Below are 19,822 nucleotides of genomic sequence, written 5' to 3' on the forward strand. Positions count from 1 at the left end.
GCGCCGGAGACCGCGCGGGTCCCGCGCCCCGCGGAGGCGGCGCCGGCTGCGTACCGTCCCCCACCGTTCACCGACCGTTCCCCGACGAAGCGAGATACTGGAGCCATGCCTCAGATCAACCCCAGCATCCTGTCCGCCGACTTCGCGCGCCTCGCCGAGGAGGCGCGCGCCGTGGAGGGCGCTGACGGGCTCCACGTGGACGTGATGGACAACCACTTCGTCCCCAACCTCACCCTCGGAGCCCCCGTCGTCGAGGCGCTGCACAAGGCCACGGACATTCCGCTGGACTGCCACCTGATGATCGAGGACCCGGAGCGCTGGGCCCCGCTGTATGTGGAGGCGGGCGCCTCCTCGGTCACCTTCCACGCGGAGGCCGCCGCGGCTCCGGTGCGCACCGCGCGGGAGATCAAGGCCAAGGGCGGCCGCGCCGCGATGGCGCTCAAGCCGGCCACGCCCATCGAGCCGTACGAGGACCTGCTGCCCGAGCTCGACATGCTGCTGATCATGACCGTGGAGCCGGGCTTCGGAGGGCAGTCCTTCCTGGACATCATGCTGCCCAAGATCCGCCGCACCCGCGCACTGATCGACAAGCACGGCCTGAGCATGGGACTCCAGGTGGACGGCGGGGTCTCGGCCTCGACCATCGAGCAGTGCGCCGAGGCGGGCGCCGACGTCTTCGTCGCGGGTTCCGCCGTGTACGGGGCCGATGACCCCGCTGCGGCCGTACGCTCGCTGCGCAAGCAGGCGGAGGAGGCGGGACGGCGCGCGGGATGCGCCCACTGACCGCAGCCGCGCGCACCCCGTGCCGCACTCGCGCGCACCATGTGTGCACCGTGCACGATGGGGGCCGGGGACACGCCGGATCTGCGAGGATGAACGCCCAGCGCTGCGGCGCATGAACGCAAGACAGTGAGGTGAGTGCGGTGTCGTCGGGTCGGACCACGCGAATGGGACCCGCCGAGCTCATGCAGGCGGCGGCGATGGCACGCCGCTTCTACCTCGAGGGGAAGTCCAAGATCCAGATCGCCGACGAGTTCGGCGTGAGCCGCTTCAAGGTGGCCAGGGTCCTGGAGACCGCCCTCGAACGCGACCTGGTGCGGATCGACATCCGGGTCCCTGCGGAGCTGGACGCCGAGCGCTCCGACGCGCTGCGCGCCCGGTACGGACTGCGGCACGTCGTGGTCGTCGAGTCGCCGGCCGAGCCGTCCAACGAGGACGACGGCGCCGACCCGGAGAACCTCGGCGAGGTCGCCGCCGACCTGCTCGGCGAACTGGTCACCGACGGGGACGTGCTCGGCCTCGCCTGGGGACGCTCCACCATCCACATGGCCGCCGCGCTGCGGCAGTTGCCGCCCTGCACGGTGGTCCAGCTCACCGGCGTGTACGACGCGGGCACGGCCGACCGCGGCTCGGTCGAGGCGGTGCGCCGCGCCGCCGAGGTCGCGGGCGGCGAGGCGCACCCCATCTACGCCCCGATGCTGCTCCCCGACTCCGGTACGGCGGCCGCGCTGCGCAGCCAGACCGGGATCGCCCGCGCCTTCGAGTACTTCGACAAGGTGACCGTGGCCGCGGTGTCCATCGGCTCCTGGGAGCCGGGCATCTCCACGGTGCACGACATGCTCAGCGACGAGGAGCGCGAGCACTACTCCTCGCTGGGCGTGGCCGCCGAGATGTCGGCGCACCTCTTCGACGCCGAGGGCCGCAGGATCGGGCGGGACCTGGGGGAGCGGTGCATCACCGTGGAGGCCGAGCGGCTGCGCCGGGTCCCCGAGGTGGTCGCCATCGCGGGGGGCCAGCGCAAGGCGGCGGCGATCGGCGCGGTGCTGCGCTCCGGGCTGGTCACCAGCCTGGTGACGGACACGGCGGCCGCCGACTATCTGCTCCAGGAGTTCCAGCCGGGGCCCAAGCCCGCGCTGGAGCGCGCGGATCCCGACGGGGCCTGAGCGCCCCGGCGGGGCCCGCGGGGGCTCGGCTCCGCGGGAGCGGCCCTGTGGGAGCCCGGCTCCGGAGAGGCGGAACCCCCGGTTCCCCGGGGCGTGAGAGGGCGCGGGAGCGGGCACGTTACGCTCATCTGCGGCCGGAACCCCCGCCGTTGAACGCCCGGTGCCCCGCGTGGGCCCCGGGCGGAACCTTTGCGCGGGGAAAACCGCGGCCGCAGAACCGCGCACAGCGTCCGAGGAGGGACAGGGAGCCATGAGCACGCAGCGCACCCCGCTGCCGGGAGTCGGCACCCAGTACGACATCGCCACCCGAGCGGGGCGGCACATCTCCGTCGTCGCGCATCAGGACGGCCGGCGCTTCCTCGGCTTCTATAGGCCGGACGATCCGGACGCCTGCCAGGCCACCGTCCCGCTGGACTCCGACGAGGCGGCCTCGCTGGCCGACCTGCTGGAGCCCTCGCGCAACGAGGCGGTGGACAGCCTGGGCACAGGGGACCTGGACATCGACCTGGTGACGGAGCACATCGCGGTCACCAAGCAATCCCCGTACCGCGGGCGGCCGTTGGGCGACACCAAGGCGCGCACCCTCACCGGAGCGTCGATCGTGGCGGTTCTGCGGCGTACCGGACCGGTGCCCTCGCCGACCCCCGACTTCCGTCTGGAGGCGGACGATTCGCTGGTCGTGGTGGGGACCCGTGAAGGCGTGGATGAGCTGACCCGTATCATCAGCGGCGTCTAGGGCGCCCCACCGGGGGCCGGCGCCGCAGAGAAGGGGCAGGTCCAGCAACGTGCACGACTCCACCGTCCTCCTGATCGAACTTGGCGCCGTGATCCTCGGCCTGGGCCTGGTCGGCCGCTTCGCCGGGCGCATCGGAATGTCGCCGATCCCGCTCTACCTGCTGGGCGGGCTCGCGTTCGGGCAGGGCGGCCTCTTCCCGCTGAACGCCAGCGAGGAGTTCATCGAAGTCGGCTCCGAGATCGGGGTGCTCCTCCTCCTCCTGCTGCTCGGCCTGGAGTACAGCGCGTCCGAGCTGGTCACCAGCCTCAAGACCCAATACCCGTCCGGCATCGTGGACTTCCTGCTGAACGCGGTGCCGGGCGCGGTCGCGGGCGTGCTGCTCGGGTTCGGCCCCGCGGCGTGCGTGGCGCTCGGCGGTGTCACGTGGATCTCCTCCTCGGGCGTCATCGCCAAGGTCCTCACCGACCTGGGGCGGCTGGGCAACAAGGAGACGCCCGTGATCCTGGGCGTCCTCGTCATGGAGGACCTCTCCATGGCGGTCTATCTGCCGCTGCTGACCGCCCTGTTGGCGGGCGTCGGCGTCGCGGGCGGGAGCGTCACGCTGGTGATCGCGCTGGGCACGGTGGGCCTGGTGCTGTACGCCGCGCTGCGGCACGGACGGATCATCAGCCGCGCCGTGAGCTCCGACGTACCGGAGATGCTGCTGCTGGTCGTCCTCGGGCTGACCCTGCTGGTGGCGGGCATCGCGCAGAAGCTCCAGGTGTCGGCGGCCGTGGGCGCGTTCCTGGTGGGCATCGCGCTGTCCGGGGAGACCGCGAAGAGCGCGCGTGCGCTGATGACGCCGCTGCGGGACCTGTTCGCCGCGATCTTCTTCGTGTTCTTCGGGCTGCACACCAACCCCGTGGACATCCCGCCGGTGCTGCTGCCGGCCGCGCTGCTGTGTGTCGTGACCGTGGTGACGAAGATCGTGACGGGCTGGTACGCGGCGCGCCGCGCGGGCGTCAGTTCGCGGGGGCGGCTGCGGGCCGGCGGCGCACTGGTGGCGCGCGGCGAGTTCTCCATCGTGATCGCCGGGCTCGCGGTGAGCGCCGAGCCGCAGATCGGCCCGCTGGCCACCGCGTACGTCCTGCTGATGGTCATAGCGGGACCGCTCGCCGCGCGCTGGACGGCGCCCGCCGTGGAAGGCGGGCGCCGTCTGCTGTCGCGGTCGCGGCGCGAGGAGAAGCGGGCGGGCGGTGGCGACGGGGCGGGCGCCGTGCCGCAGGGGAGGGAGTCGGCGGAGTCCTCGCCGTCCTCGTCTTCGTCGCAGCTTTCCGGGTGAAGGCCGGGTGAGGGCTGCCCGGGGCCGGCGTCAGTACGTGGTTCCGCTCGAGTACGCCGTACCGCCGCCGGTCATGGCGTTGCCCGTGCCTTCGGACGGGGTGCCGGTGCCGTTGCCCTTGGCCTTCTTGCCTGCCGGGGTGACGGCGTGCCAGAGGCCCATCTTGTTCTGGCCGCGGGTCTCGCCGGGGCGCGTGTCGCCGGTGAACCAGTAGACCGGCCAGCAGTCGATCGTCAACTGCCGTGTCCCGTCGGCCCTTCGGTACGTGCCGACCGCCTTCCTCGTCACCCCGCTGAGCTTGGACTCGTCCACCGGGGCCGCGGGTTTCCAGGTGTTGAGGCAGGCGTCCGTGCAGCGGGACCTCATGGGCCAGGCGGAGTCCTTGTCGAAGCGGTAGAGGGTGCGGCCCTCGGCGTCGGCGAGGATCCTGCCGAGGGCCGGGTTGTCCACCGCGCTCAACTGCGCGGTGGGTTTGGCCGGGGCTCCCGCCTTGGCCTTGGCGCCGGTGGGGGAGAGGGCGTGCCAGGTGCCGCCCACGCCCTCGCCCTTGGTGTCGCCGGGCGCGGTGTCCTCGGCGTAGCGGTACACGGGCCAGCCGCCGAGGGTGAGCTGCCAACTCCCGTCCTTGCGGCGGACCTTGCCGAGGGCTTCGGGCGCGATGCCGTGCGCGGGCTCGGCGTTCTTCGCCGGTACGGGGGGCCAGGCGGAGGCGCAGGAGCCCGCGCAGTGTGAGGCGGGCGGGTGCGCGGTGTCCTTGTCGAAGCGGTAGAGGGTGCGGCCGTCGTCGTCGGTGACGAGCTTGCCGAGGCGGGGGTCGGTGCGGGTGGTGAGGATGGCGGCGGTCTTCTGGGGGGTCGAGCCGGTGCCGTAGCCGGTGCCGTAGCCGTTGTCCGCGTTGCTGGCGTCGCCTGCGGGGCGGACGCTCTGGTCGTGCTGGCCGCTGCCGCCGCCGTAGCCGCAGGCCGTGGCGAGCAGAACGCATGCGGCGGCGGCCGCGAGGGGGAGGGGGCGGTGGGGCACGTTCATGACTCCTCCTGCTGGTGGGGTGGTTCGGCAGTCTGTGCCGGGGCGGGAGGAGGGGGTGGGGGATTGTCCGAACGTGCTAAGGGGTGAACGGGGGTGGGCTTGCGTACGTATGGGGTGCCCCCGTGGCGCGGGTGTGGTGGCGCCGCGCGGCCGCTGCGCGCCTTGCCGCCCCCCCGCTCCTAGGTGTGGGCGTGCGTTCCGCTCGGGGCGGAACGGGCGGGCACACCGGAACCGCCAGCCGCGAGGCCGACCCCACCCCGCACCCGACGCACGCGCTCGGCGCGGGCGTTCACGGGGCTGCGCCCCGGGCCCCGTTGGGTGGGTGGTTGCGCGGGAGCAGGGGGCGCAAGTCCGGTTGTGCCCACCCGTTCCGCCCCAGCGGAACGACTGCCCACAACCTCGGGGGGGGGGGGAGCGGCCAGCCGGGCCTGCGGCCCGCAACCCCGTACGGGAGTGCTCGTGCAGGAAGTGGTGGGTGGGCAATGCCCCGGTCGGGCACAGCAACGCCCGCAAACCCTGTGTGGGCTGCGGGCGTTGAGGGATGGTCAGGCGGTGTGGGTCTTGAGGTCTGTCAGGTACTTCTCTCGGAGCTGGGGCGGGAGGAACGCCGCGTTGAAGGAGTTCTCGGCCAGCGTGCGGAGGTCCTCGGGGGTGAGGGAGAGGGCCTCGGCGACGCCGCGGAAGTTGTCGTCGGCGTAGCCGCCGAAGTACGCCGGATCGTCCGAGTTGACCGTCACCATCAGGCCCTCGGCCAGCATCTTCGGCAGCGGGTGGTCGGCGAGGTCGTCGACGACCTGGAGGCGGACGTTGGAGAAGGGGCACACGGTCAGCGGCATCCGCTCATCACGCAGCCGGGCCACCAGCTCGGGGTCCTCCAGGCAGCGGATCCCGTGGTCGATGCGCTCCACCCGGAGCTCGTCCAGCGCCGACCTGATGTACTCGGCGGGCCCCTCCTCGCCCGCGTGCGCCACACACCGCAGCCCGTGCGCGCGCGCCTCGGCGAACACCTCGGTGAACAGCTCCGGCGGGAAGCCCGCCTCGCTGGAGTCCAGGCCCACCGCGGTGATCTTGTGCAGGTACGGCTCGGCGCTGCGCAGCGTTTCCATGGCCTGCTCGGCCGGCAGGTGGCGCAGGAAGCACAGGATGAGCCCGGTGCTGACGCCGTGCCGCTCCTCGGAGACGTCGAGCGCGCGGCACAGGCCGTTGATCACCACGTCGATGCCGACGCCGCGCTCGGTGTGCGCCTGCGGGTCGAAGAAGATCTCCGCGTGCCGCACGCCCTGCTCGGCGGCGCGGGCCAGATAGGCGTCCGCGAGGTCGGCGAAGTCCTGCTCGGTGCGGAGCACCGACATCATCCGGTAGTAGAGGTCCAGGAAGGACTGGAGGCCGGTGAAGGAGTAGGCGGCGCGCAGCTCGTCCACGGTGGCGAAGGGCAGCTCGACCCCGTTGCGTGCGGCCAGTTCGAAGGCGAGCTCGGGCTCGAGGGTGCCTTCGATGTGGAGGTGGAGTTCTGCCTTGGGGATGGGCATGTACGGGTTCCTCTGGCTGATGCGGTGCTGCGAAGGTCAACGCCGCCGCCGACGGGTGGAGGGCCGGACGGCCGGGCGTGGGCAAACGTTATCAGCGGGGTGTACGGGGCCTTCCGCTATGGCCCGCCACCGGCCCGGACATCGATTGCCAGCTCACAAGGCGCCCCCCGCCCCGGCTCAGTCCTCCAGCCGCAGTGCCAGCGCGGGACAGCGGCGTACCGCACGCTGCGCGTCCCGGCGCAGGTGCGCGGGCACCTCGTTGCTGCCCCGCGTGGGGTAGCCGTCCTCGTCCAGGGTGATCGCCTCGGGGAGCACGCCGGCGCAGAGCCCGTGGCCCTGACACAGGGTCCAGTTCACGACCAGCCGCTCCCGGGGCGGGGGAGGGGCGCCGGGGCCGGCCGGTACCGCGCCGTCCGTCGCCGGGCCGCCCGTCGTCGCGGGCCCGGAGTGTGCCCCGGCTCCGGGAAGCGGCAGCACACCCCGTACGGGCCGTCCGCAGCCCCGCCCCAGCGCGTGCTCGGTGAACTCTCCGGGGAACGCCGAGAGCGCCGAGGCCACGAAGCGCGCCGTGCCGTCCGGATGCCCGCACGCGCCGCGCCCCACCACCGCCGCGGCACGCTCCCGTACCGCCTCCAGGCCCGACTGCCCGCCGCCCGCTGCCACTTCGGCCAGCGCTCCGGCCAGCGCGGGCAGCCCCAGGACGCACGGGCCGCACTGTCCCGCGCTCTCCGCCGCGAGCCAGTGCGCCACCCGTACCGCCTCGCCCGCCGGGCAGGTGTCCTCGGGGAGCGGCAGCACGGCGCCCGCCCCCAGCGTCGCGCCGAACCCTTCCAGGGACTCGCGGGAGACCCTGGCCCGCCAGGCGGACTGCGGGCCGAGCCAGGTGCCGTGATAGCCGCCGACGAGTACGCCCTGTCCGGGGTGCAGCCCGCAGATGCCCAGGACATGCGGCAGCGGCACCCCGTAGGGGACCTCCAGCACGCGGCCGCCCGCGAGGGTGAGCAGCGCGGTGCCCGGCTCGTCGGGCAGCCCGGCGGTGCGGTACTCCAGCGCCCCGAGCCGGGCCGCGACCGCGAGCTGCGCGAAGGTCTCGGCGTTGGAGAGCAGGGTCGGCAGCCCGTACAGGCCGCTCTCGCTGCTGCGCACGCCCCGGCCCGAGGGCAGCGGCGGGAGCTGGTTCAGGCCGTTGACCAGCGCGGACGACTCGCCCGTGACGAAGCGCTCGGGGAGCCGGGTGACGCGCGTGCGCACGCCCTCGGGGCCGCGTTCGGCTGCGGCGGCGCGTACCGAGCGCTCGGTGTCCTCGCGGGTGACCCCGACGCGTATCTCGCCGGCGCCCAGCTCCCGGGCCGCCAACAGGGCGCCGTCCAGGACGAGATGGGGTGCGTAGAGCAGCAGCGCGGTGTCCTTGAGGCAGGCCGGTTCGCCCTCGGTGGCGTTGACGACCACGGCGGTGTGCCGCTCCGGCCTGGCCCGCCCGCCGTTGCTCCGTACGCCGTTGCCGCGACCGCCGTTCCCCCGACCGCCGGTGCCGCGGCCCCCGTTTCCCTGCCGGCCTCCCGCGTGGTGCCGGGCCGCGGCCGCGTACACCGCGCGCAGCTTCCGCGCGAACGGGAAACCGGCGCCGCCGCGGCCGCGCAGCGCGATGTTCTCGGCGAGCTCGGCCAGTTCGCCCGGCGGCAGGTGGGGGAGGGAGCCGTGCACCGTGAGGTGGCCGACCCGGTCGAGGCGTACCCCCTCGCCCAGCCCGGCGAGCAGCCGCGGCAGCCCGAACACGGCCAGCCGCGGGGCCTGTTGGTCTCCCGGGCCTGCGGGGGCGCCGGGCGGGGCGGCCGGTTCGGTGCGTAAGGCTTCGGGGCGTGGGGCTTCGGTGCGTAAGGCGGGGACGACGGAGGTCACTGCTGCTTTCCTTCCGGAGTGCGGTACGCACGCGGGACGCGCGGGACCCGCCGCGGACGCGGCAGGCGCGGCAGCCGCAGGGCGCGCGGCGGACGAGGCATGCGGGTCATGCGGGTCATGCGGGTCATGCGGGTCATGCGGAGCGGACGCGTACGCGGCGTACGGGGCGGTGCGGGAGCGCGGGCGGTGTCGCGGGCGCCGGGCGTGTTCCGTGCGGGAGCGAGCCGCAGCGCGAGCACACCGGCGACCGCGGCCAGGCACAGCACATAGCTCGCGGTCACCCAGAGGCTCGCCGCGCGCCCTGCCTTGAGGCCGTGCACCAGGGCCATGCCCCAGGCCGCGTACGCGCCCATGTGCAGCGCGCGCCACCAGCGGGAGCGCCCGCTGCGCGCGAAGGCGCCGCGCACCGCGCCGGTGACGGACACGGCGAGGAACAGGTAGCCGGCCAGCGAGCCCAGCCCGACGAGCAGCGGGCGCGCCGGGTCGGTGAACGGGACGGCGGTGGCGGCCGCGCCCGTCGAGCCCTCGGCGACCTTCACCCAGATGTGCAGCGCCAGGAAGCCGAGGCCCGCGACGGCCGTGCCGCGGTGCACGGCCTGCGCGATCAGCCGGTGTCCGGGGCCGAGCACCGTACGGTCGGTGGCGGCGAGCCCCCACAGCACGGTGGCGGTCAGCGCGACCAGCGCGAGCACCCCCGCGCCGAAGTCGAGGAACGCCCAGAAGCGGCCCAGCGAACCGCGGCTGACGCACAGGAACAGCGCCAGCGCGGTGCCGAGCCCGAAGGCGGCCTGGCGGCGCGCGGGGCAGGCGCGTACGGGGAGCCGGTAGCGGTGCGAGCGCGAGGCGGCGCCCGCGGCGGGCCCTTCGGGGCGTGCGGGGTCGTTGCGGTGGGGGGTGTGCTCGGGCATCGGGGCACCGGTGCTTCCGTGACGGCGGCCTGGCCGCCGCGGCACGCGCCGGGGCGAGGGCACCTGGCGGCGAGGGGCGGCCGGTCCCGCGCGGTGGTCGGTGGTCTGTGCGGTCGGTGCGCGGCGGCCGGAGGCCCAGAAGCATCGCCGAATACGGGCAGAGCCCTCCAGGATTTATCGCGCTGTGACAAATTCCCGTACTGCCGTCCCCGCCGCACAGCACGGCTGCGGATGATGCCCACCCCAGGGGAAGCAGGGGGACCGTCCGACCGCGGGCCCGTACACCCCGTGCCGGCGGGCACGCGCCGGCAGGAACGAGGTAGAGATGTGCGACCTTCTGAACCGCATCTGGTCACGTCCGCGAGGGGAGTGGACCCGGGTGCTGAGAAAGGAACTCCCCTCGCTCGCCGGCCGGGTCGCGGTGGAGCTGGAGCAGAGCATTCCGGCCCTGCCCGCCATCCTGAAGGCGCAGGACATCGAGCGGGACGACCTCCAATGGGCGCTGGAACAGGCGCTGTTGTCCTCGCTCGGATACAAGCGGTGCGGCGTGTCCGGCGGGGAGGCCGCCTCCCAGGGGGACGGCCGGGGGCCCGAGGGCGCGGTCCGTGCCGCGCCGCCCGCGCTGCCGCTGCCCGCCGCCGCGCTCGCCCCCGCCGTGCCGATCGACAGGGCGCGGCGCCAGCTGTTCACCGCGCTCATCGATGAGCGCGCCTCCTCGCCGCTGTCGCTGTCCGAGCTGTCCAGGGCCGCGCGCTGGCCGCTGCCCGACACCGTACGGGCGGTCGCGCTGGCCTCGCCCTGCGAGGTGCCGCAGCTCGCCGCCGCGCTGGGGAACGCCCTGGTCGGCCCCTTCGACGGGGAGGTGTGCCTGCTGGTGCCCGACCCCGGGGAGTACGAGGGGACGGCCGCCCTTGAGGGGTTGCTGCGCGGGCGGAGGGCGGCCGTCGGACACGTCGTACCGCTCAACGACGCCGCCTCCTCGCTGCGGTGGGCCAGGCGGCTGCTGGAGATCGCGCCCGAGGAGAACGAGGGGGCGGCGGGCGCCGGGCGGGGCGAGGCCCGGGTGCAGTTCGTGGACGACCACCTCTCGCGGCTGCTGCTGCTCCAGGACGAGTCGCTGACCCGCGCGCTCGCGGCGCGCTGGCTCGCGCCGCTGGACGGGCTGACCCCGCGGCAGAGCGAACGGCTCGAAGTGACCCTGCTCGCCTGGCTGGAGGGCGGCGGGGCGCCGGAGGCCGCGCGGACGCTGCAGGTGCATCCGCAGACGGTGCGGTACAGGCTGCGCCAGATCGAGAAGCTCTTCGGACCCTCGCTGCGCGACCCGCGCACCCGCTTCGAGATGGAGATGACCCTGCGCGGCAGGCGCCTGCTGGCCGAGGTGCGCCGCCGCCGCTCACGCGCGGGGCGCCGCGCCCGCGCCCTGGTGACCGGCGCGGGAACGCTCCCGCTCGGCGTGGCCCACGAGGCGCGCGTGAACGGGCTCTGAGGCCGCGGGAGTTGAGCCGCGGGTGTTGAGCGGGCCCCCCGGGGCCGGGCAGCCGGAGGGCCCCGGCGCACGGATCCGGAACCGTGCGCCGGGGCCCTCCCCCGTGGGCGGCCCGCGCCGTCAGCCGCACTTGCGCCCGCTGTTGATGCAGGTCACCGCCTTCCTCATCAGGGCGTCCGACATCACGTTGATGAAGTCGCCGTGGTCGGTGACCGGCTTGTGGAGCTGTTCGGGGAAGCTGTCCACCGCGAACGGGGTCTGCGCCGGCACGCCCCGCCGCGGTACGTCGTACGTGATGCGCTGCCGCAGCTGCGGGATCGCGCGGAAGCCGTCGGGGCACGTGCCGTCCTCGCGGGCGAAGGCCACGTGGGTGCGGTGGTTGCCGCTGTCGGTGTCCTTGCCGTCCCAGCAGCTCTGGAAGGCGAAGGTGCGCACGACCCTGCTGCCCCGGGGGCAGAGCGGGTACTCGTCCTTGAGCTGCCTGTTCTCGAAGCCCTCGCAGCTCCAGGAGGCGTTGGCGTTCGCGACGCCGTTGGTGAACGCCTTCGCGTCGCCGGTGATGATGCGCAGGAAGCGCGGCATCGCGGTCACCTTGCCCGCCGGGCTGCCCTTGAGGGTCAGGGTGACGCTCGCTGGCCGCAGCACGGAGCCGACGTTCCCGTCGTGCGCCCCGGCGTCCGACTTGCCGTCCAGCGCCCGCAGTACGGGCCAGTAGTGCGTGGACTTGTCGCCGTCTGTGCAGGTGGTGCCCGCGGCGGCCAGGCTCTGGTCGGTGGAGAAGGCGTCGGTGGAGGTGTTGCCCACGTAGTCGTGCAGGTGGTGCGCGCCGTTGCTGACGCCCGGCGCGACGATGACGTTGTCGGAGTTGAAGTGACCGTTCTCGTTGCGGCCGCAGGAGGAGGTGAAGGTGCCCTTCGAGGCGCCCCGCTGGTCCTGCGGCTTCCGCACGTTCGGCTGGACCTGCCGGATGTCCACGAAGTCCCCGGCGACGGGGCCGCCTTGCTGCGGCTGCCGGCCCTGCTGTCCTTGTTGCCCGCCGCCACCAGAAGGGGTGGCGTCAGCCGTCGTACGGGCCGTCCCGTCCTGCCGCATCCCGCACGCGCTCATCCCGCTCAGACCGCTCGGCCGCGGCGCGCCGTTCTTCGCGACGGCGTCCTCGATGCCGCCTATGGTGCGCTCGCGCTGCTGCCGTAACGCCGCCAGCACGGCGCCGGGGTCCGCGCCGGAGCCGGTGCCGGCGCCCCCTCCCGAGCCGCCGTGGACGTGGCCCCCGCCGCCCCCGCTCACCTTCTCGTAGGCGCCCGCGACCTGCCGGTCCAGCGCCGCCAGCCCCTCGGCCACCTCGGTGCGCGCGCCCCGGGGCACCCGGTCGAGCCGCAGCCCGACATCGGGGCAGGCGACGGTGGACGCGGCCGCTGCGGGCCCCGGTTGCTCCGCCTGCTCAGCGGTGCGCGGGCCGCCGGGTCCCGCCGAGGCGTTCACGGCCAGCGCCGTGATGCCGGTCGCGCCGAGGACCACCGCCGCGGCGATCGCCGCTGGCGTGCTGGTGAGGCGCGAGCGTTTGTGGGCCTGCCTTGTCATGTCGCGCTGCCTTTCTGCGTCTCGGGCCGGGTCGGGCCTGATCCGGTCCGTTCGGAGGCGGTCAGTTCCGGTCCGGGTGGAGGGCGTCGAAGTCGACGAGCCCGGTGCTCTCCAGGACCGTGATGTGGTCCAGGACCACGGCGTTCGCGCGGGTGGCGAGCGAGCGGACCATCGCGTTCCTGGTGCGGTCGCGTACGAGGCCGATCAGGCCGAAGACCTTGCCGTGCGCGCGGCGCAGCAGGTTCGCGAAGAGCCGGTCGTACGCGCCGCCGCGCGCCGTCTCCAACTGGGCGAGGAACCCCTGCTGTTGGGCGTTGGGCTGGTTGGGCAGCGTCACGCCGAGCGAGCGCGCGTCCTGCACCACGAGCCGGTCCAGCTCGGTGTGCCCGGACACGAGGTGGTCGCCCGCCTCGCGCACCGAGGCGCGGCCGCCGCGCTCCTGCGCCTGCCGCCCCGCGGGCAGCTCCCACAGCCCGGCCAGCCGCACCTTCCGTACGAAGTCGCGGTCCAGCGGGGACAGCGGGCCGTACGGGGTGCTGACGGTGCCGCCCCCGTCGTCCTGCCAGCCCTCCCTTGCCGCCGTGGCCGAGATGTTGCCGGTGAACGTCTGCGCCGGCAGCAGCAGCGCGGTCAGCGTCGCCACCAGGGCGATCACGACCAGCGCCGTGCCGATCGCGCGCCCCGAGACGAGATACCTGCCGATGACGGACCGCACGCCTGCTCCCTCCCGGAATCCCGGAAAACGGGCCGGAGGCCACACGCGCCTCCGGAATGCGCAGGGACGCTATTGCCTTACGGGGCACGGCTGGCGGCCCTTCGTCATCCCCTGACAAAGAGCGGCACCGGCACGCCGGACGCTGTTACGGTGCGGCCCGCGCGGGGCGTGCCGCGCGGGATGTGCGGGGTGCTCGGCACGCGTACGGCGCCTGGTCGCCCGTACGACGTCCAGCCGCCCGTGCGCGGCCTTCGCGCCCGTACGCGGCCCTCGCACTCGCACGGTGCCCTCGCACTCGCACGGTGCCCTCGCGCTCGTACGGTGCCTTGTCCTCGTACGGTGTCCTACCGCTCGTACAACGCCCTTATCTCGGTGGCGAAGTGCCTGGCCGCGGCGTCCCGGCGCAGCTTGAGGGACGGGGTGAGCAGCTCGGGGTGGTCGGTGAAGTCGCGGCGCAGGATGCGGAAGGCGCGGATTTGCTCGGAGCGCGAGACCGAGGCGTTGGCGGCCATCACGGCGCGGCCGATCTGGCGCTCGATCTCGTCGGGGACGGCGCCGTCCCACTGCGCCAGCTCGTCCGGGTCCAGGGCGATGAGCGCGCCCACGAAGGGCTTGCCGTCGCCCACGACCAGGGCCTGCGAGATGAGCGGGTGGGCGCGCAGGCGCTCCTCCAGGACGGCGGGGGAGACGGTGTTGCCCCCGCTGGTGATGATCACGTCCTTCTTGCGCCCGGTGATGACGAGATAGCCGTCCTCGTCGAACTCGCCGGTGTCGCCGGTCGCCAGCCACCCGTCGCGCGGGCCGTCGGCGCCGCCGTCGGTGTACCCGGAGAACAGCATGGCGCCGCTCACCCAGATCTCGCCGTCCTCTGCGAGGTGCAGCGAGGCCCCCGGCATCGGGCGGCCCACCGTCCCGAACTTCGGCCGTCCCGGCGGCTGCGCGGTCACGGCGGCTGTGGTCTCGGTGAGTCCGTAGCCGTCGTACACCGTGATCCCCGCGCCCGCGAACAGCAGCCCCATCCTGCGACTGAGCGGCGAACCTCCGGAGACCACATGGCGCGCCCGCCCGCCCAGCGCCTCGCGCAGCCGCCGGTGCACCAGGCGGTCGTGCAGCGCGTGCTTGGCGCGCAGCCGGGGCCCCGGGCCGGGGCCGTGGCCCAGCGCGTGGTCCTCGACGGCGCGTGCGTACAGCTCGGAGACCTCCTCGGCGCGCTCGAAGCCGCGCAGGTGGCCGGCGCGCGCCGCGGCGGAGCGCGCCTTCCCGTACAGCTTCTCGAAGAGATACGGGACGGCGAAGACGCAGGTGGGGCGGAACGAGCGCAGGGCGGTGAGGAGTTCGTCCGGGGTGGTCTCCGGCTGGTGGCCGAGCAGGATGCCGCCGCGCACCGACAGCACCGAGACCATCAGTCCGTAGACGTGGCACATGGGCAGGAAGTTGAGGAGCGAGGGCTGCTCGTCCTGCGCGGCCATCAGGTGCCGCCAGCCGGCCAGCAGCGTGTCGGTCTCGAAGGCGAGCGCCGAGTGCGGCACGGCGCAGCCGCGCGGCTCGCCCGTCGTGCCCGAGGTGTGCACGACGGCCGCCGTGCTGCCGGGGGTCACGGCGTGCCGAAGCCGGTGCACCGCGTCGTCCGGGACGTCGCGGCCCGCGGCGCGCAGCTCGCCGAGGCAGTCCGCGTCGAGCTGCCACAGCCTGCGCAGCGCGGGCAGGTCGTCGCAGGCCGTGCCGAGGGTCATGGCGTGGTCCTCGCTCTCCACCACCACGGCGCTCGCGCCCGAATCGCCGAGCACCCGGCGCAGCTGCGCGGCCGAGGAGGTCGGATACACGGAGACCACCTGGGCGCCCAGCGACCACAGGGCGTGCGCGAACAGCGTCCACTCGTAGCGGGTGCGGGACATCACCGCGACGCGGTCGCCGAAGCCGACGCCGGAGGCCAGCAGGCCCCTGGCCAGGGCGAGGACCTCGTCGCCGAAGGCACCCGCGGTCATCTCCCGCCAGCCGCCGTCCCGCTCGCGCACCGCGCACTGCGGCATGCCGGGGTCCCGCGCGGCGTTCTCGAACACCGCGTCCGCCAGACCACCCGAGCGGATCGGGTCCACCAGCGGTGGAAGCCCGAAGTCCCGCACTTCCGCGCCCCCTCGTCCTGCGTCCATCCCCCTGCGGCACACCCGCGGTGCCGCGAGACGGCGCAACCTACCGCCGCCTCCCACCTCTGCCTAGAGTCTTCGCACTCTCCGTAACGCCGACCACACGCTGAGAGTTCCCCGCACACCAGCGCCGCTCAGCACCTCCGCCCCAGCTCTGCGACGGCTGCCGCGGCGGGGGCGTTCCGGCGCGGGTCTCGCACGGGGCCCGCCAGCCGCTGCGGGCGCGTTCCACGGCAGTGGGCCGTGGGATCGTACGAGGCGGGCGGCCGCCCCTCTGGTGGAACGTACGTTCTCGTGTCGGTGGCCTGGCGTGGGAGACTCAAGTACGTGCGTTTTCTGAATGAGCAGCGGCCCCCGTACGACCTCACGTACGACGACGTCTTCATGGTGCCCAACCGCTCGGCGGTGGGTTCCCGGCAGGGCGTGGACCTCTCCACCCCGGACGGGACCGGCACCACGATCCCGCTGGTGGTGGCCAACATGACCGCCATCGCCGGACGCCGGATGGCCGAGACCGTGGCCCGCCGCGGCGGGCTCGTGGTGATCCCCCAGGACATCCCCCTCGATGTCGTCACCGACGTCATCCACTGGGTGAAGCAGCGCCACCTCGTGCTGGACACCCCCATCACCCTCGCCCCCACCCAGACCGTCGCCGACGCGCTCTCGCTGCTGCCCAAGCGGGCACACGGCGCGGGCGTCGTCACCGTGGAGGGCAAGCCGGTGGGCGTGGTGACCGAGTCGGACCTGACCGGGGTCGACCGCTTCACCCAGCTCTCCGAGGTGATGTCCCGCGAGCTGCTGGTCCTGGACGCGGACATCGACCCGCGCGAGGCCTTCAACCGGCTGGACGCGGCGCACCGCAAGCTCGCCCCCGCCGTGGACGGCGACGGGAGGCTCGTCGGCATCCTCACGCGCAAGGGCGCCCTCCGGGCCACCCTCTACACGCCGGCCGTCGACGCGGACGGCAAGCTGCGCATCGCGGCCGCCGTCGGCATCAACGGCGACGTCGCGGGCCGCGCCAAGGCGCTGCTCGCCGCCGGCGTGGACACCCTCGTCGTGGACACCGCGCACGGCCACCAGGAGCGCATGATCGACGCGCTCAAGGCCGTACGGGCCCTGGACCCGCAGGTCCCGGTCGTGGCGGGCAACATCGTCGCGGCCGAGGGCGTGAAGGACCTCATCGAGGCGGGCGCCGACATCATCAAGGTCGGTGTGGGTCCGGGCGCGATGTGCACCACGCGGATGATGACCGGCGTGGGCCGCCCGCAGTTCTCCGCGGTGCTGGAGTGCGCCGAGGAGGCGCGCAAGTACGGCAAGCACGTGTGGGCCGATGGCGGCGTGCGGCACCCGCGCGACGTGGCGATGGCCCTCGCGGCCGGCGCCTCGAACGTGATGGTGGGCTCCTGGTTCGCCGGCACCCAGGAGTCGCCCGGCGACCTCCAGCAGACCGCCGACGGGCGGCTCTACAAGGAGTCCTTCGGCATGGCCTCGGCCCGCGCCGTGCGCAACCGCACCAGCGACGAGTCGGCGTACGACCGCGCCCGCAAGGCCCTGTTCGAGGAGGGCATCTCGACCTCGCGGATGTTCATCGACCCGGCCCGGCCCGGCGTCGAGGACGTGATCGACTCGATCATCGCGGGCGTCCGCTCCTCCTGCACCTACGCCGGCGCGGGCTCCCTGGAGGAGTTCGCCGAGCACGCCGTGATCGGCGTGCAGAGCGCCAGCGGGTACGCGGAGGGCAAGCCGCTCCACGCGAGCTGGTGACCAAGCCGCTCCACGCGAGCTGGTGACGCCGTACGCGAGCTGGTGACACAGCGCGCGAGCCGGTGACACCCGGCTGACACCCAGCAACCCAGCACTCAGCACGGGCCGCGGGCCCGGTGCGGACGGAACGCCGTCCTCACCCTCCCCGCGGCCCGTTTTCTGTGCTCGGATCGGCCCATGACGGCATTCAAACGGGAGGAGCACACCGGCACCGGGCGCGGGGAGATCACCCCGGACGGCTGCGCGGTGGAGATGTACGCGGGGCTGAAGGACAGCGGAGAACCCGAGGTCATCGCGGCCGCCGCGGGTCCGGGCGCGCGCACCCTGCTGGAGCTCGGCGCGGGCGCGGGCCGGATGACCGGGCCGCTCGTGGCGCGCGGCTTCGAGGTGACCGCCGTGGACGAGTCGGCGGGGATGCTGGAGCGCGCGGCGGAGCGGGCGCCCGGCGTCCGCACGGTGCTGAGCGGCATCGAGGACCTGGACCTGGGGGAGCGCTTCGACGTGGTGACCCTGACCTCGTTCCTGATCAACACGGCCGATCCGGAGGGCCGTTCGCGGCTTCTGCTCGCATGTGCCCGGCATGTCGCCGCGGACGGCTGCGTGGTCCTCCAGCGGGAGAGCGACCACCACCCCGAACGGCGCAAGCCGGGCCTTCTGCGTACGGACGAGAGCGGGACGGTCGTCTCGGTCGAAGAGGTGGAAAACCTCGGCGAAGGGGTCGTCCGCAACGTGGTCGGCTACGAGCGCGGCGGCGAACGCTGGACGCAGACCTTCTACTCCCGCTGGCTGTCCCGCGAGGACTTCCAACACGCCCTGGAACAGGCGGGATTGAGGATCGACGGCTATCTCACGGACGACGGGATGTGGGCGCGGGCGGTCCCCGCGACGTAAAGGATCTTGCGCTCCGGGGCGATCCGCGCAACGGATCGACGGGCACACGCAACAACCCCCCGTTACCCGGCGCTGTGCGCTGCTCGTACAGTCATGCGTCATACGCGATCACTGAGATCTTCCTCGCGACCCCACCGCGACGATCCTCGCGCTGACGCTCCCGGCCCCGGCCGCCCCCGCCCTCGCGGCCGGGGCCCGGGGCCGCTCACCGGTAAGACCGCCGCACGGTGCTGTGCGGCGCTGTACGAGCAAGGAGACCGCACGTGCTGGACCATGGCGCCGCCCCGTCCACCCCACCGCCCGCTTCGGAGCCGGGAGGCGGAGGCCGCGTGGCCAGGCCGCTGCGCCGGAAACCCGTGGAGCGCCTGGTGGCCGAGGGCGGCCAGGGCGCGGGCGGCTCGCTGCGCAGGTCGCTGGGCCTGTGGCAGCTCACCACGCTGAGCGTCGGCGCGACCCTGGGCACCGGCATCTTCGTGGTGCTGGGCGAGGCCGTGCCCGACGCGGGCCCCGCGGTGATCGTCTCCTTCCTCATCGCCGGGCTCACCGCGCTCTTCTCCGCGCTCTCCTACGCCGAGCTGGCCGGCACCATCCCGGTCTCCGGCTCCTCCTACTCCTACGCCTACGCCACCCTCGGCGAGCTGGTGGCCTGGGTGTGCGGCTGGTGCCTGCTCCTGGAGTACGGGGTCTCGGTGGCCGCCGTCGCGGTGGGCTGGGGGCAGTACCTCAACGAACTGCTGCACGGCACGCTCGGCATCACCATCCCCGAGGCGGTCGCGGCGCCGCCGGGCGACGGCGGGCTCTTCAACCTGCCCGCGCTGCTGGTCGTGCTGCTCGCCATGGTGTTCCTGCTGGGCGGCGCCAAGGAGAGCGCCCGCGCCAACGCCATCATGGTGACCATCAAGATCGCCGCGCTGCTGCTGTTCTGCGCGGTCGCCTTCACCGGCATCAGGGCCGGGAACTACACGCCCTTCATGCCGCTGGGCATGGCCGGGGTGAGCGCCGCCGGCGCCACGCTCTTCTTCTCGTACATCGGCTTCGACGCCGCCTCCACGGCGGGCGAGGAGGCGAAGGACGCGCAGCGCGACCTGCCGCGCGCCATCCTGCTCTCGCTCGGCATCGTCACCCTGCTCTACTGCCTGGTCGCCGCCGTCGCCGTCGGCGCCCTGCCCTGGCAGAAGTTCAAGGGCACCGAGGCCGCGCTGGCCGGCATCCTGCACGGCGTCACGGGCCAGGGCTTCTGGCCGGTGGTGCTGGCCTTCGGCGCGGTGATCGCCATCGCCTCGGTGGTGCTGACCGTGCTGTACGGGCAGACCCGCGTGCTCTTCGCGATGTCCCGCGACGGGCTCATGCCGAAGGTGTTCTCCAAGGTCAACGCGCGCACCGGCGTGCCGCGCGCGAACACCGTGATCGTCTCGCTGTTCTGCGGGCTGCTCGCGGCCGCCGTCCCGCTGGGCAGCCTCGCCGACGCCACGAGCATCGGCACCCTGTTCGCGTTCGCGCTGGTCAACATCGCGGTGCTGGTGCTGCGGCGCACCCGCCCGCACATGCGGCGCACCTTCCGCGTGCCGCTCGTGCCGGTCTTCCCGCTGATCGGCTTCGGGCTGTGCCTGTGGATGATGGGCAGCCTGGACACGCCCACCTGGATCGTGTTCGGCGTCTGGATGGCGGCGGGGCTCGCCGTGTACTTCGGGTACGGCATCCGGCGCTCCCGCCTCAACGACGACCCCGGCCACGGCGGCGAGGGCGGCCCGGGCGAGGGCGGCGAGCCGGCGACCGCCGACGCGTAGCGGCACAGGGCACACACACGACGGCGGGGCCGGTCCTTCGCGGACCGGCCCCGCCGTCGTGCGTTCCGCCCCGGCTCACGTCCGGTGGGCGC

Annotated in this window: 15 protein-coding genes; 8 read left to right on the forward strand and 7 right to left on the reverse strand. The window is 73.9% G+C overall.

The genetic code is table 11. From position 1 onward, the window contains the following. Positions 1-105: 105 nt before the first annotated feature. From rpe to ABEE00_RS08840, 4 genes are all read left to right on the forward strand, one after another. Entirely contained in the window at positions 106-783 is a 678-nt protein-coding gene (gene rpe, locus ABEE00_RS08825) for a ribulose-phosphate 3-epimerase (RefSeq protein ID WP_345744732.1), read from the forward strand. A gap of 164 nt (positions 784-947) precedes the next feature. After that, positions 948-1,943: a sugar-binding transcriptional regulator gene (locus ABEE00_RS08830; RefSeq protein ID WP_345744733.1), complete on the forward strand. Its 996-nt coding sequence runs from the start codon at positions 948-950 to the stop codon at positions 1,941-1,943. A gap of 250 nt (positions 1,944-2,193) precedes the next feature. Beyond that, positions 2,194-2,679, forward strand: coding sequence for a cation:proton antiporter regulatory subunit (locus ABEE00_RS08835; RefSeq protein WP_345744734.1), 486 nt, complete (start codon positions 2,194-2,196; stop codon positions 2,677-2,679). Between the two features lie 49 nt (positions 2,680-2,728). Further along, positions 2,729-4,000 carry a cation:proton antiporter gene (locus ABEE00_RS08840; RefSeq protein WP_345744735.1) on the forward strand — a complete coding sequence of 424 codons (1,272 nt, stop codon included), beginning with the start codon at positions 2,729-2,731 and terminating at the stop codon, positions 3,998-4,000. A 30-nt stretch (positions 4,001-4,030) separates the two neighbouring features. Here ABEE00_RS08840 and ABEE00_RS08845 read toward each other — a convergent pair whose 3' ends face one another. From ABEE00_RS08845 to ABEE00_RS08860, 4 genes are all read right to left on the reverse strand, one after another. Beyond that, complete coding sequence (locus ABEE00_RS08845) at positions 4,031-5,026, reverse strand: SCO0930 family lipoprotein (protein ID WP_345744736.1); 996 nt, start codon at positions 5,024-5,026, stop codon at positions 4,031-4,033. A gap of 545 nt (positions 5,027-5,571) precedes the next feature. After that, positions 5,572-6,555 (reverse strand): adenosine deaminase, encoded by a 984-nt coding sequence (locus tag ABEE00_RS08850; RefSeq protein ID WP_345744737.1) that lies wholly within the window; start codon positions 6,553-6,555, stop codon positions 5,572-5,574. 177 nt (positions 6,556-6,732) lie between these two features. Further along, positions 6,733-8,313: an NADH-ubiquinone oxidoreductase-F iron-sulfur binding region domain-containing protein gene (locus tag ABEE00_RS08855; protein WP_451918533.1), complete on the reverse strand. Its 1,581-nt coding sequence runs from the start codon at positions 8,311-8,313 to the stop codon at positions 6,733-6,735. 137 nt (positions 8,314-8,450) lie between these two features. Then, a complete protein-coding gene (locus tag ABEE00_RS08860; RefSeq protein ID WP_345744739.1) occupies positions 8,451-9,362 on the reverse strand; it encodes a hypothetical protein in 912 nt (303 codons plus the stop codon). A 379-nt stretch (positions 9,363-9,741) separates the two neighbouring features. On the opposite strand from ABEE00_RS08860, the gene ABEE00_RS08865 reads away from it, so the two are divergent. Next, positions 9,742-10,848: a PucR family transcriptional regulator gene (locus ABEE00_RS08865; protein ID WP_345744740.1), complete on the forward strand. Its 1,107-nt coding sequence runs from the start codon at positions 9,742-9,744 to the stop codon at positions 10,846-10,848. Positions 10,849-10,968: 120 nt separating this feature from the next. Here ABEE00_RS08865 and ABEE00_RS08870 read toward each other — a convergent pair whose 3' ends face one another. The 3 genes from ABEE00_RS08870 to ABEE00_RS08880 all read right to left on the reverse strand — a co-directional run bounded on the left by ABEE00_RS08870 (position 10,969) and on the right by ABEE00_RS08880 (position 15,294). Then, entirely contained in the window at positions 10,969-12,429 is a 1,461-nt protein-coding gene (locus ABEE00_RS08870) for a DUF1996 domain-containing protein (protein ID WP_345744741.1), read from the reverse strand. A 61-nt stretch (positions 12,430-12,490) separates the two neighbouring features. Then, a complete protein-coding gene (locus ABEE00_RS08875) occupies positions 12,491-13,144 on the reverse strand; it encodes a DUF4142 domain-containing protein (protein ID WP_345744742.1) in 654 nt (217 codons plus the stop codon). Between the two features lie 344 nt (positions 13,145-13,488). Further along, on the reverse strand, positions 13,489-15,294 hold the full coding sequence (locus ABEE00_RS08880; RefSeq protein WP_345744743.1) for an AMP-dependent synthetase/ligase: 1,806 nt from the start codon (positions 15,292-15,294) through the stop codon (positions 13,489-13,491). 321 nt (positions 15,295-15,615) lie between these two features. Between ABEE00_RS08880 and ABEE00_RS08885 the strand changes: the two genes are divergently transcribed. The 3 genes from ABEE00_RS08885 (at position 15,616) to ABEE00_RS08895 (ending at position 19,730) form a co-directional block, all read left to right on the forward strand. Next, positions 15,616-17,052, forward strand: coding sequence for a GuaB1 family IMP dehydrogenase-related protein (locus ABEE00_RS08885; protein ID WP_345744744.1), 1,437 nt, complete (start codon positions 15,616-15,618; stop codon positions 17,050-17,052). A 177-nt stretch (positions 17,053-17,229) separates the two neighbouring features. Beyond that, positions 17,230-17,943 (forward strand): class I SAM-dependent methyltransferase, encoded by a 714-nt coding sequence (locus ABEE00_RS08890; RefSeq protein ID WP_345744745.1) that lies wholly within the window; start codon positions 17,230-17,232, stop codon positions 17,941-17,943. A 263-nt stretch (positions 17,944-18,206) separates the two neighbouring features. Next, on the forward strand, positions 18,207-19,730 hold the full coding sequence (locus tag ABEE00_RS08895; protein ID WP_345744746.1) for an amino acid permease: 1,524 nt from the start codon (positions 18,207-18,209) through the stop codon (positions 19,728-19,730). Positions 19,731-19,822 lie beyond the last annotated feature (92 nt).

It is taken from the genome of Streptomyces odontomachicola, from assembly GCF_039605595.1.
Classification (GTDB): domain Bacteria; phylum Actinomycetota; class Actinomycetes; order Streptomycetales; family Streptomycetaceae; genus Streptomyces.

Bases quoted from the DNA above. Each gene is read 5' to 3' on its own strand.
- ABEE00_RS08845 (WP_345744736.1), bottom strand. From the start codon at position 5,026: ATGAACGTGCCCCACCGCCCCCTCCCCCTCGCGGCCGCCGCCGCATGC.
- ABEE00_RS08890 (WP_345744745.1), top strand. From the start codon at position 17,230: ATGACGGCATTCAAACGGGAGGAGCACACCGGCACCGGGCGCGGGGAG.
- rpe (WP_345744732.1), top strand. From the start codon at position 106: ATGCCTCAGATCAACCCCAGCATCCTGTCCGCCGACTTCGCGCGCCTC.
- ABEE00_RS08880 (WP_345744743.1), bottom strand. From the start codon at position 15,294: ATGGACGCAGGACGAGGGGGCGCGGAAGTGCGGGACTTCGGGCTTCCA.
- ABEE00_RS08860 (WP_345744739.1), bottom strand. From the start codon at position 9,362: ATGCCCGAGCACACCCCCCACCGCAACGACCCCGCACGCCCCGAAGGG.
- ABEE00_RS08870 (WP_345744741.1), bottom strand. From the start codon at position 12,429: ATGACAAGGCAGGCCCACAAACGCTCGCGCCTCACCAGCACGCCAGCG.
- ABEE00_RS08835 (WP_345744734.1), top strand. From the start codon at position 2,194: ATGAGCACGCAGCGCACCCCGCTGCCGGGAGTCGGCACCCAGTACGAC.
- ABEE00_RS08850 (WP_345744737.1), bottom strand. From the start codon at position 6,555: ATGCCCATCCCCAAGGCAGAACTCCACCTCCACATCGAAGGCACCCTC.
- ABEE00_RS08830 (WP_345744733.1), top strand. From the start codon at position 948: ATGGGACCCGCCGAGCTCATGCAGGCGGCGGCGATGGCACGCCGCTTC.